This window comes from Streptomyces sp. ISL-10 (assembly GCF_018614575.1).
Taxonomy (GTDB): domain Bacteria; phylum Actinomycetota; class Actinomycetes; order Streptomycetales; family Streptomycetaceae; genus Streptomyces.
In genome coordinates this window covers 143,421-154,712 of the sequence record NZ_JAGGOJ010000015.1, presented here as the reverse complement: position 1 = coordinate 154,712, position 11,292 = coordinate 143,421, and the positions used below count along the sequence as shown (strand labels likewise).

The following is an 11,292-nucleotide window of genomic DNA, read 5'->3' as shown; positions in this document are numbered from 1 at the left end:
GGCAGAGTGTTGTGAAGGCCGGTGTCACCTGGTGCGCAACCGTGATAGAGGGGCCCGGCCGGGCACGCGGAGGGCGGTCCGCAGTCGTGGGCCGGCCGGAGCGGTCAGAGTTCGCGGAGCGCGGGCAGCAGCTTCCGCCCGGCCCAGTCGAGGAACGGCTCCTGCCGGTCCCCGCCGATCTGGACGAGGGCGACCTCCGTGAAGCCCGCCTCCGCGTACGGCCGCACCGCGTCGGCGAAGGCGTCCACGTCGTCCCCGCAGGGGATCTGTCCCGCGACGTCGTCGGGAGTGACGAGTTCGGTGGCCTGCTCGAAGGACTTGGGGCCGGGCAGTTCGGCGTTGACCCGCCAACCGCCGAGAGACCAGCGGAACTGGTCGTGGGCGCGGGCCACGGCCGCGTCCCGGTCGCTGTCGTAGCAGACGGGCAGCTGACCGACGCGGGGTTTGCCGGCGCCGCCGTACCGGTCGAAGGCGTCGAGCAGCTCCTTCTTCGGCTCGGTCGCGATGACCAGGTCGGCGTAGCTGCCGGCGATCTCGCAGGAGCTGTCGCCGGAGACGGCGATGCCGATGGGCACGGGCCGTTCGGGCACGTCCCAGAGTTTCGCGTCGACGACGTCGAAGTGGGGTCCGTGGTGGTTCACATGCTCGCCGTCGAGGAGCCTGCGGATGATGTCGGTGGCCTCCTCAAGCCACTCCAGGCGTTCGTGAGCGCTGGGCCAGCCGCCGCCCACCACGTGTTCGTTGAGGTTCTCGCCGGAGCCGAGGCCGAGGCGGAAGCGCCCTTCGGACAGCAGCTGGACGGTCGCGGCCTTCTGGGCCACGACGGCGGGGTGGTAGCGGGCCGTCGGACAGGTCACGAGCGTCATCAGCGGGATCGTCGAGGTGGCCTGCGCTGCGGCGCCCAGGACGCTCCAGGCGTACGGTGAGTGGCCCTGGGAGCCCAGCCAGGGGAAGTAGTGGTCGGAGATGACGGAGAAGTCGAAGCCGGTCGCCTCGGCCCCGGCCACATGGCCGACGAGCTCCCGCGGCCCGGCCTGCTCCGTCATCATCGTGTACCCGATGCGCAGCATGGGCTACGTCTCCTTGTCCGTTCCGTGCCACAGCGTGGTGACGTTGCAGAACTCCCGGATTCCGTGCCCGGACAGCTCGCGTCCGTAGCCGGACCGCTTGACGCCTCCGAACGGCAGGGCCGGGTGGGAGGCCGTCATGCCGTTGAAGAAGACGCCACCCGCTTCGAGGTCCTGCGAGAACCGCTCGATCTCGCTCTCGTCGCGGGTCCAGGCGTTGGAACTGAGGCCGAAGGGCGAATCATTGGCGAGGGCTACGGCCTCGTCGACGCCGCCGACGCGGTAGAGCGCGGCCACCGGCCCGAACGCCTCCTCGCGGTGGATGCGCATCGCGTCGCCGACGCCGGTCAGCACGGTGGGTTCGTAGAACCAGCCGCGGTCGCGGCCGGGCGGGCGCCGGGCGCCGCACTGTGCGGTGGCGCCGTGGGCGAGAGCGTCGTCGACGAGCTGTTCGAGGTCCTCGCGGCCCTTCTCGGTGGCGAGCGGGCCGACGTCGGTGGACTCGTCCATCGGATCGCCCACGGTCAGGTTCCTCATCGCGTCGGTGAACCGGTCGCGGAAGGCGTCGTGGATGTCGGTGTGGACGATGAACCGTTTGGCCGCGATGCAGGACTGGCCGTTGTTCTGCACCCGGGCGGTGACCGCGGTGGCGACGGCTCGGTCCAGGTCGGCGGACGGCATGACGATGTAGGGGTCGCTGCCGCCGAGTTCCAGCACCGTCTTCTTGACCTCGTCGCCGGCGACGGACGCGACGGAGCGGCCGGCCGGTTCGCTGCCGGTGAGGGTCGCGGCGGCCACGCGCCGGTCGCGCAGGATGCCCTCGACGGCGTCGGAGCCCACCAGCAGTGTCTGGAAGCAGCCTTCCGGGTAGCCGGCCCTGCGGAAGAGGTCCTCCAGGTACAGGGCGGTCTGCGGCACGTTGGAGGCGTGCTTGAGCAGACCGGTGTTGCCGGCCATCAGGGCGGGCGCGGCGAACCGCACGACCTGCCAGAGCGGGAAGTTCCACGGCATGACGGCGAGGACGACGCCCATGGGCCGGTAGCGCACGATGGCGCGGGCCGCCCCGGAGTCCTTCACGTCGGCCTCGGGCGGATACTCGTCGGCGAGCAGCGCCTCGGCCCGGGCGGCGTACCAGCGCATCGCCTTGGCGCACTTGGCCGCTTCGGCGCGGGCGGCGGCCAGCGGCTTGCCCATCTCGGTGGTCATGGTGCGGGCGATGGCCCGCTGGTCCTGCTCCAGCAGGTCGGCGGCGCGGTCCAGCAGTGCGGACCGCTCGGCGAAGGAGGTCATGCGGTGCCTCAGGAAGGCGTCCGAGGCGAGCTGGAGGCGCCGCTCGATCTCCTCGGCACCGAAGGCGTCGAAGGTCTTGAGCGTCTCTCCGGTCGCCGGGTTCACGGTGGCGATGGGCATGGACGGTCCTCCTGGGCTGGTGTGCTGTGTGTCCCGGGCCCGGTCCGCCGGACCGGTCACTGATGGATGCCGCTGGTCAGCCGCAGCTGCACGTCCTTCTCCTGGTCGCCGGCCGCCATGCCCTCCTCCTCGACGTCGAAGCTGGTCGCGAGCATCTCCTTCATGCGGTCCACCGCCCAGTAGCCACCCTGCATCTCGACCGTCACGGGTGCCGCGAGCCGTACCGGCTCGGCCTTGCCGCGGGGGTGGGACACGTCGAATGTGGTGGTCCACACCGTCGCGTGGCCTTCGGAGACGTGCCGGGGCACCTCGGTCTCGTCGCGGTCCGAGGGGTACGCGCGGCCGAGGGCGCGGAAGACGGCGTCCGCGTCCTCGCTGGAGCAACCGGTGAGCGTGACGACGACCGACTCCGTGTGCTCCTGTGCAGTGTTCACCGTGATTCCCGCCTTCCGTTCCTGTCCCGTGACGCCCGCCCGTCCACGCCGGCCGGCGCGCACTCCCGCCCCCTCAAGCCTCGCTCCCCGACAGCGGCGGTGCGAGCGGACCGGGTCCGGGCGTGGGCGGACGCCCTGCCGGGGCTATCCGGGTACCCAGGGTGACGACGACGATGCGCCGGGCGGAGCGCGGGGGTGCGGGAGTCGGGCGGTTCGCCCGGACGCGGCCGCGGGCGGCGTGGGGGGCCCGGGGAGGGTGTGCCGGGTGCGGGCAGTGTCCGGGCGGGGGAGTGTCCGGGCGCGGACGGATCGCCGGAACACGGCCCCGGGCGGTCTGCCACGGCCGGGGCGCAGCCACGGGCGGTTTGCCGGCGTGCGGGGCCCGGGGCGCGGGCGGTTCGCCGGGGCGCGGCGATGTCCCGCGGTCGGATCGCCAGGGCAGCCGCGGGCAGTCTGCCACGGCCGAGTGCCGGGGCCCGGGCACGGGCGGTTCCCCGGGACGCGGCCCGGGGCGCAGCCACGGGCGGTTTGCCGGCGTGCGGGGGCCGGGGCGCGGGCGGTTCGCCGGGGCGCGGCGATGTCCCGCGGTCGGATCGCCAGGGCAGCCGCGGGCAGTCTGCCACGGCCGAGTGCCGGGGCCCGGGCACGGGCGGTTCCCCGGGACGCGGCCCGGGGCGGTCTGCCACGGCCGGCGTGCGGGGGCGGTTCGCCGGAGCGCGGCGGTGCGCCACGGCCCGGGGCGCAGCCACGGGCAGTCTGCCGGCGTGCGGGGGCCGGGGCGCGGGCGGATCGCAAAGGCGATGTCCCACGGCCGGCCCGCGGGCGGTCTGCCACGGCCGGCGTGCGGAGGCCGGGGCACGGTCGGATCGCCGGAGCGCGGCGGTGCGCCACGGCCCGGGGCGCAGCCACGGGCAGTCTGCCGGCGTGCGGGCATCGGCCCGGCTGCGCGGGCCGGTGCGGCCACCTCTTGGCGCTGCTCCTGCGTCGGTTCGCGGCCGTCGGCCGGGCAGGGCTCGCAGGCGACCACGACGCAGCCCGGCGACAGGCGGCGAATGGGGTGGCCGCGAGGACCGGGCCCGGTCCGAAGCCGCTCGGAGTTCCTGCCGTCCCGCGAGGAGGCCGACCGGACGTACGGGACGGCGGCCGGCCCTCAGGAGGCCGCCGGCTGGATGCCGACCGGCTTTCCGTGGCCGCGTGCGGGGCGCCGAGGGCGCGCAGTGCCGTACGCCCGCGTCGCGCTGATCGACGGGGCGGGCGGCCGGGCGCGGTCGGACGGCGGCGGATGGAGAGGCGGCGTACGCCTTTCCGGCACCGCCCGAGAGGAGCCATCTGCCGGCGGGCACGGCTGCGGCACGCGCCGCGTGCGTACAACTGCCCGGTAGGCGCGGAGGGCAACGCGGTCGCGTGCGACGTGACGCTCACGGCCGGGCGCGCCCGTCAAGAGACGCGTCCGCGCCGGCGCGCGGCTGAGGTCCGCACCCGCGGAAGACTCATCGGGCCGGCGGGGCGGCACGGCCGTCAGGACACGGCGTCCACGCCGGCGCGCCGCTGATCGGCCGGCGTCCCAGGCGCGGCGGGGCGCAGGGTCCAGCCGAGCAGTGCGACGGAGGCGACGGCCGCCGCCGCGCACCAGGTCGACACGAACGCCGTCCGCCACAGCAGCACACACGCAACGGCCCCGAGTCCGGTGAGGACGCCGAGCAGCCGCAGTGCCCGGTCCGTGGCGAGGAGCAGCGAGCCGACGGTGGCGAGGAGGTAGCCGGTCAACAGCCAGGCGGGGTGCGGCAGGCCGATGGCGTAGCCGACGGTGTGGCCGCGGATGTCCGCGGTCACCGACCGGGTGGCCAGGACGTGCGCGAGCGCCGCCGAAGTGGCCACGCCCGCGACCGCCGGGACGGCCGACCGGACGCGGGCATGCGCGGGTGCGGCGACGAGGACGCCGAGCGGGACCCAGAGCGCGAGCACCGGCAGGGCGATGACGGCCCAGGCGGTGGTGGCGGCTCCCGCGCCACCACCCCCGGTCCACAGGACCGCCTCGACGACCTGATGGGCGCCGAGCAGCAACGGCAGTGCGGCGAGCGGCAGATCGCGCGGGCGGCCCCGGCGCACGGTCGTGACGACGCAGGCGGCCCCGACGGCGGCGATCCCGGCACCGGCCGTGAGGTCGGCCGTGGCGCTCCAGCACATGAGGTCACCGTACGACCGGACGTGATCCTGACACCGGGGCGCGCTGGGCGAACGGGAGTGATCGCGGCATAAGGAAGCCGCCCGGAGCCGCCGTCCGCGCGGCCGGGCGGCGCGGCGGCAGCCCGCACGGCGGCCGGCGAGGGCGGCGCAGGGGCCCGGGACAGGCGGCACGGCGGGCCGGTGTGTGCGACCGCGGGCGACGGCGCCGCCGCGAAGTTCTCCGACAGCACCGCGCTCGGCCTGACTCCGGCGGCAGCGGCAACTGCTCGTCGGACGGACCCCCTTCTTCCAGCCCGTCACCGAAGCCCTGAGCGCCTACGGAGTGAGCGTCTTCTCATACCAGTCGCCGGACGGCGGTTCAGCACGTCATCCGGGCCGGCGGCCCGCCTCCGGGGCGGACCGCCGGCCGTTCCCGCGTACCCCCGGGGGAACATGCCGCAAGGGGATTGTCAGTGCCGCACGAGATGCTGACGGTACGACACCTTCACGAGGGGAACCGCGAGATGAACGATCTGGAGCTCGCCGCCGCGCGGGCGTACGTACGGCTTCTGCAGACCACCAGAGCCGTGCTCGCCGATCCCCAACGGGCCCCGGCCGCCCTTCCGCTGCTGTCCGCGCCGATGGCGGAGGCGGACCAGGCGCTGAGCGCGGTCGGACTGGCGGGCAACGAGGCCGGCTTCTTCGGCCTGGTGGCGTCCTTGCACACGGCCGGCCGACAGGACAGAAGCGCCGCCTGACGACGCGACCGCCACCGCACCCTGCGGCCGGTCCCGAGTACGGGGCTCGGGACCGGCCGCACCGGTTGGCGACAGGTCCCGGACGAATCTCCCCGGACGGGGACATCCCAAGGATGAGCGTGCACGGGTCGCGAGGGGCGGACGTGATGAGTTTTCAGCGTCCCGGTGCCGGGCCCGGCCATCGGGTGACGAGCACACGCGCGGCCGCATGGACCGGTGGACACCTCACCGCACGGCCTCCACTTCGAGGACAGGCGCGTCGGACCGGTGGGCGGGCAGGTTCAGCGGAAGCGGCCTGACCTCGACGACCGGCCGCCTCGGGGCACGGGAGCCGGTCAGGATCCGCTCGGCCTCCTTGACCCGCCTGCTGAACCAGATGACCTTGCCCTCGTCCGTGCCGCAGGTGCCCCAGCTGTCGCTGAGCTTCGCGACCTTCGCGAGACCTCCCCGGGACGGGGAGGAAGTGCGCACCGGCGGCAGATGCCCGTCCCGGTCGGAGACGGACGCGATCAGCCTGCGACCGGTCCAGCGCAGTTCGACCACACACGTCTTGTCGCCGCTGACGTGCTGGACGACGTTGTCGACGAGTTCGTCGACGGCGGCGCAGACGGAATTCACATGGTGCTCAAGGCTCCAGTACCGCAGATGCGCCGCGAGAATGCGCCGGATCTGGGGAATGCGCTCTGATGATGCCGGCACTTCGACTCTGCAGTGACAGGCAACCGGAACATTCATGACCGTGGCTCCTCACCGCGACGGCCCTTCATTCGCAGGATGGCCCCCGAGTACGAAGAGTGAGCCCTTGTCGCTTCTGGGTCACCATCAGAGTGCACCGGCCCCCGCCCACCCCGCAACACGCGCGGCGGACGCCCGCTCGGCGCAAGGCCGCCCCGCGGCCTGCGTCCTTCGGTCACAGGACTGCGCCGACCGGGGGTGGAGTGCGGCGGAACCGCTTGCGGGACCCGCCCACACCTGCTCCCCCACCGCGCCCGCCCCCGCTCACTCCACTGACTCCGATCGGGCGACACACGGGGCACATCGCTAGAATTCGGGACATGGCAGAGCGGCCTGTGACGGCGACCGCACCCGAACTCGTCGTCGAGACCGACACCGGCTCGACGGTCATGAGTCCGAGCCGGGACTACCACGTCGGGCGCGACCCCGAGAGCGACATCGTCATCGACGACGCACGGGTGTCCTGGCACCACGCGGTGCTGCGGGCCGTGGCCGATCACTGGACCGTGCAGGACGAGGACAGCACCAACGGCACCTACACCGAGGGCCATCGCATCCGCGAGTGGGGTGTCGGACCGGGCAGCGAGATCCGCTTCGGAAGTCCCTCGGACGGGCCCCGGGCCGTGCTCGTGGGCCGTGCCTTCGAGCCTGCCCAGCCGTCCGCCGTCTCCATGCCGTCCGCCACCGGCGCGTTCCGCGCCCCCACCAGCGTGCGGCCCCTGCCCGCCCGCGTGCTGCGCATCGGCCGCGCCCCGGACAACGACCTGGTCGTCGACGACCTGATCGTCTCGCGCAGGCACGCCGAGCTGCGCTCCCTTCCGGACGGCACGTACGAGATCGCCGACCTCGGCAGCCACAACGGCACGTATCTCAACGGCCGCCCGATCGAGCGGGCACGGATGCTGCCCGGTGACATCATGGGCATCGGGCACTCCGCGTTCTGCCTGGTGGGCGACCAGTTGCAGGAGTTCGTCGACACCGGTGAGGTCTCGCTCGACGTACAGGATCTCGCCGTCTCGGTGGACCAGGGCCGCAAGACGCTCCTCGACCACGTCTCCTTCCCGGTGGGTGAGAAGTGCCTGCTGGCCGTCGTCGGCCCCAGCGGCGCGGGCAAGTCCACACTGCTGAACGCCCTGACCGGGCTGCGCCCCGCCGACGAGGGCACGGTCCTGTACGACGGCCGCGACCTCTACCGCGACTACGCCGAGCTGCGCCGCCGCATCGGGCTGGTGCCCCAGGACGACATCCTGCACGCGCAGCTGACGGTGCGCCGCGCCCTGACGTACGCCGCCGAACTGCGTTTCCCGCAGGACACGGCGCGCGCCGAGCGGCAGGAGCGGGTGGCGGAGGTCCTGCGCGAACTGGGCCTGGAGGAGCGGGCGGACCAGCCCATCCACAGCCTGTCCGGCGGTCAGCGCAAGCGGGTCAGTGTGGCGCTCGAGCTGCTGACGAAGCCGTCGCTGCTCTTCCTCGACGAGCCGACCTCAGGGCTCGATCCAGGCATGGACCGGTCCGTGATGCACATGCTCCGCGGCCTCGCCGACGACGGCCGCACGGTCGTGGTGGTGACCCACAGCGTGCTGAGCCTGGACGTCTGCGACCGGCTGCTGGTCCTGGCGCCCGGCGGGCGGATCGCCTACTACGGGCCGCCGGACGACGCGCTGGCCTTCTTCGGGTTCGACCAATGGCCGGCGGCGTTCGAGGCGTTCGAGAACGACAGGGACCGCGACTGGGCCGCAACGTACCGGCATTCACCGTTCCACCAGCAGTACATCGCGGGCGCCACCCGGCAGCCCAGGCGGGAGCGCGGCATTGCACCGGGCGGTCCCGTCGCTCCGCCGCCGAAGGCGCAGAGCTGGGGGGCGCAGCTGCGGACGCTGGTGCGGCGGTACACGGCTGCGCTGAGCGCCGACCGGACGTTCCTGGCCATCATGATCGCGCTGCCGTTCGTGATGGGCGCGATGACCAGGGCCCTCGCGGGCAGCCGGCTCGACCGGGAGACCGCGATGAACGCGCTGCTCATCCTCTGTGTGGGCGGGGTGCTGACCGGTGCGGCCAACGCGGTGCGCGAGCTGGTGAAGGAACGGGTGATCTACCAGCGGGAGCGCGCGGTCGGGCTGTCCAGATCGGCGTACCTGATGTCGAAGGTGGTGGTGCTCGGCACGGTGACGGTGTTGCAGGCCGTGGCGCTGACCCTCGTCGGGCTGGCCGGTGTCGATCTCGGCGCGCCCGGCGGCGAGGGCGTCCTGCTGCCGCCGCTGGTGGAGATGACCCTGGCCGTGGCGCTGTTGTCGTTCACGGCGATGATGCTCGGTCTGCTGGTCTCCGCCCTGGTGCGCAAGGAGGAGGTCACCATGCCCCTCCTGGTGCTCCTCGCCATCGTCCAGGTGGTGTTCTGCGGTGCGCTGCTGAAGCTGGACGGTGTGGCGGTGATCGAGCAGCTGGCGTGGCTGGTGCCCTCGCGGTGGGCGCTCGGCGCGATGGCGGGCACGATCGATCTGGGCCGGATCGTGCCGGGGAAGCTGACGGGAGATCCGCTGTTCGAGCACGCGGCCGGGGTGTGGCTGCTCGACATGGGCATGCTGGTGGTGCTGTCCGTCCTCTTCGGATTCGCGGTGATGCGGCTGCTGCGCCGGCACGAGCCCGCGATCATGCGGAAGTAGGCCGATGACCATGTCCAACCGGGACTTCACCCCCACACATGTCGTTCCACGGTCCGGCATGCCGGCGTGGGAGGGCCCGGACACGTCCCGGCCCACCGAGCCGCTGGATCCGCTGCTGCCCGTCCAACTGCTGGAACGCCGCGGTGACTGGTCGCGCATCCTGTGCGTCAACGGCTGGTCGGCCTGGGTGGACGGCCGCCTCCTCGTCTCCGTGCCGCAGGACCCGCCGGCGGCCGGACAGCCGATGGCACGGACCGCCGATCCACGTCCCCTGCTGGCGCGGGTGGAGGACTCGCTGGGGCGCTACCGGCGCGCGGCCGAGGACCTGGTGGGCGGCCACTCGGACGGTGAGGACTTCCGCCGCCGTACTCAGGGGCTGCGGGTGGGTCTCGTCGTCGACGGCGAAGCGATGTGGCTGTACGACGCCGAGCACGAGCGCTGGGTCTTCTGCGACGGGACCCGGCTGACCACGCTGGCGGCGACGAGCGAGCCGGCGGCCTCTACGGACACGCCGGACCAGCCGCCTCCCGCGCGCCGTCCCGACCCGACGCAGGTGGTGCCGGACTCCGGCGCCGACGACGGGGCCGGGCGGGCACCGGCCCCGGACAGCACCTGGCTCGTCGACCCCGCCCGCCCCTCCGGCCCACTCGACGGCCCCGCCCCCCGGCCGACGGGATCCGGGGAGACCGAGCTCGTCGACCCGGCCCCGCTCGCCCCCTACCGCGACCCGGATGCGGAGCACCCGGACGCGACCCGTTTCGCCCAGGGGCCGGGGCGTCCGCCCGCACGCGGTGGTGACGGCTGATGCCGGCGGCCTCGTCCGGCTGGTCCCTGCCCGTCGGCAGGCAGTCCGAGCTGGTCGGCAGGCAGGTCGCGGGCTATCTGGTGGAGCGCGAGATCGGCCGGGGCGGGATGGCGGTCGTCTACCGGGCGCGGGACCTGCGCCTGGACCGCACCGTCGCCCTGAAGCTGCTGGCCCCCGAGCTGGCGCGCAACGACACGTTCCGCAAACGCTTCACCCACGAGTCGAAGGTCGCGGCCTCCATCGACCATCCGCACATCGTGCCGGTCTTCGAGGCCGGCGAGACCGACGGCCTGCTCTACATCGCGATGCGGTACGTCGCCGGCCAGGACCTGCGGGTCCTGCTGGACCGCAAGGGTCCGCTGCCGGCCGCCGCCGCGGGCCGGATCGCCGCGCAGGTCGCGTCCGCGCTCGACGCGGCGCACGCGCACGACCTGGTGCACCGGGACGTGAAGCCCGGCAACATCCTGGTCGCGGAGGGCACCGACAGCGAGCATCCCGAGCACGTCTACCTGACCGACTTCGGTCTGACGAAGAAGTCGCTGTCGCTGACCGGGTTCACGACGGTCGGTCAGTTCGTCGGCACGCTGGACTATGTGGCGCCCGAGCAGATCTCGGGGCGTCCGGTGGACGGGCGGTGCGATGTGTACAGCCTGGCGTGCGTCGTCTTCGAGACGCTGGCCGGTGCTCCGCCGTTCCGCCGTGAGGACGACATGGCGCTGCTGTGGGCCCACCAGTACGATCCCGCTCCGCCATTGACCCCGCAGCGCCCCGATCTGCCACCGGCGGTCGATCGCGTGCTCGCCACGGCGCTGGCGAAGCGTCCGGAGGACCGCTACGACTCCTGTGGGCGGTTCGTCTCGGCCCTGCGGGCCGCGACGGCGGGCGCCGGTGCGCCCGTGCGCACGCCCACGGCGGTGGTCGGGCGCGATCCGTCACCGGCCGAGGGGCCCGGCGCGCCGCCCGGACCGCCGGCCTGGGCACGGCCGGTCTTCCGCGGCCCGCGGGACGGCGCGGTTCACTGAGGCGTCCCCCGTTCCGCGGGGCCCCGTCACGGAGTCGTCCCCAGTCCTCGGGTCGGCACGGTTCATGCAGGCCTCCCCGGTCCTCGGGTCGGCACGGTTCATGCAGGCGTCCCCGGTCCGCCGGGCGGCACGGTTCGCCGAGTCGTCCCCAGTCCTCGGGTCGGCACGGTTCATACAGGCGTCCCCAGTCCCCGGGTCGGCACGGTCCATGCAGGCGTCCCCCGTCCGCCGG

At 73.6% G+C, this 11,292-nt stretch carries 9 protein-coding genes; 4 read left to right on the top strand and 5 right to left on the bottom strand.

The annotated features are described in order from the left end of the window. Nucleotides 1–104 precede the first annotated feature (104 nt). The 4 genes from J7E88_RS19535 to J7E88_RS19520 form a co-directional block, all read right to left on the bottom strand. Nucleotides 105–1,070, bottom strand: coding sequence for an LLM class F420-dependent oxidoreductase (locus J7E88_RS19535; protein WP_215182783.1), 966 nt, complete (start codon nucleotides 1,068–1,070; stop codon nucleotides 105–107). A 3-nt stretch (nucleotides 1,071–1,073) separates the two neighbouring features. Further along, a complete protein-coding gene (locus J7E88_RS19530; RefSeq protein ID WP_215182781.1) occupies nucleotides 1,074–2,477 on the bottom strand; it encodes an NADP-dependent succinic semialdehyde dehydrogenase in 1,404 nt (467 codons plus the stop codon). 56 nt (nucleotides 2,478–2,533) lie between these two features. Next, the gene (locus J7E88_RS19525; RefSeq protein WP_215182779.1) at nucleotides 2,534–2,911 is read right to left on the bottom strand and encodes a hypothetical protein; all 378 of its coding nucleotides are present in this window, start codon (nucleotides 2,909–2,911) and stop codon (nucleotides 2,534–2,536) included. A 1,518-nt stretch (nucleotides 2,912–4,429) separates the two neighbouring features. Further along, nucleotides 4,430–5,098, bottom strand: coding sequence for a DUF6629 family protein (locus J7E88_RS19520; protein WP_215182777.1), 669 nt, complete (start codon nucleotides 5,096–5,098; stop codon nucleotides 4,430–4,432). Between the two features lie 503 nt (nucleotides 5,099–5,601). On the opposite strand from J7E88_RS19520, the gene J7E88_RS19515 reads away from it, so the two are divergent. Then, the gene (locus tag J7E88_RS19515) at nucleotides 5,602–5,835 is read left to right on the top strand and encodes a hypothetical protein (protein WP_215182775.1); all 234 of its coding nucleotides are present in this window, start codon (nucleotides 5,602–5,604) and stop codon (nucleotides 5,833–5,835) included. Between the two features lie 225 nt (nucleotides 5,836–6,060). Here J7E88_RS19515 and J7E88_RS19510 read toward each other — a convergent pair whose 3' ends face one another. Beyond that, on the bottom strand, nucleotides 6,061–6,534 hold the full coding sequence (locus J7E88_RS19510; RefSeq protein WP_308307550.1) for an ATP-binding protein: 474 nt from the start codon (nucleotides 6,532–6,534) through the stop codon (nucleotides 6,061–6,063). A gap of 356 nt (nucleotides 6,535–6,890) precedes the next feature. Between J7E88_RS19510 and J7E88_RS19505 the strand changes: the two genes are divergently transcribed. Genes J7E88_RS19505 through J7E88_RS19495 form a run of 3 tightly spaced genes read left to right on the top strand, consistent with a single transcriptional unit; the run spans nucleotide 6,891 to nucleotide 11,060 of the window. Then, nucleotides 6,891–9,233: an FHA domain-containing protein gene (locus J7E88_RS19505; protein WP_215182771.1), complete on the top strand. Its 2,343-nt coding sequence runs from the start codon at nucleotides 6,891–6,893 to the stop codon at nucleotides 9,231–9,233. A gap of 4 nt (nucleotides 9,234–9,237) precedes the next feature. After that, nucleotides 9,238–10,038 carry a hypothetical protein gene (locus J7E88_RS19500; RefSeq protein WP_374196299.1) on the top strand — a complete coding sequence of 267 codons (801 nt, stop codon included), beginning with the start codon at nucleotides 9,238–9,240 and terminating at the stop codon, nucleotides 10,036–10,038. After that, the gene (locus J7E88_RS19495) at nucleotides 10,038–11,060 is read left to right on the top strand and encodes a serine/threonine-protein kinase (RefSeq protein ID WP_215182769.1); all 1,023 of its coding nucleotides are present in this window, start codon (nucleotides 10,038–10,040) and stop codon (nucleotides 11,058–11,060) included. Before J7E88_RS19500 ends, J7E88_RS19495 begins: the two co-directional genes overlap by 1 nt. Nucleotides 11,061–11,292 lie beyond the last annotated feature (232 nt).

Excerpts from the sequence above, each read along its gene's own strand:
- J7E88_RS19535 (WP_215182783.1), bottom strand. The coding sequence starts at position 1,070 with ATGCTGCGCATCGGGTACACGATGATGACGGAGCAGGCCGGGCCGCGG.
- J7E88_RS19530 (WP_215182781.1), bottom strand. The coding sequence starts at position 2,477 with ATGCCCATCGCCACCGTGAACCCGGCGACCGGAGAGACGCTCAAGACC.
- J7E88_RS19520 (WP_215182777.1), bottom strand. The coding sequence starts at position 5,098 with ATGTGCTGGAGCGCCACGGCCGACCTCACGGCCGGTGCCGGGATCGCC.
- J7E88_RS19515 (WP_215182775.1), top strand. The coding sequence starts at position 5,602 with ATGAACGATCTGGAGCTCGCCGCCGCGCGGGCGTACGTACGGCTTCTG.
- J7E88_RS19505 (WP_215182771.1), top strand. The coding sequence starts at position 6,891 with ATGGCAGAGCGGCCTGTGACGGCGACCGCACCCGAACTCGTCGTCGAG.
- J7E88_RS19500 (WP_374196299.1), top strand. The coding sequence starts at position 9,238 with ATGACCATGTCCAACCGGGACTTCACCCCCACACATGTCGTTCCACGG.
- J7E88_RS19495 (WP_215182769.1), top strand. The coding sequence starts at position 10,038 with ATGCCGGCGGCCTCGTCCGGCTGGTCCCTGCCCGTCGGCAGGCAGTCC.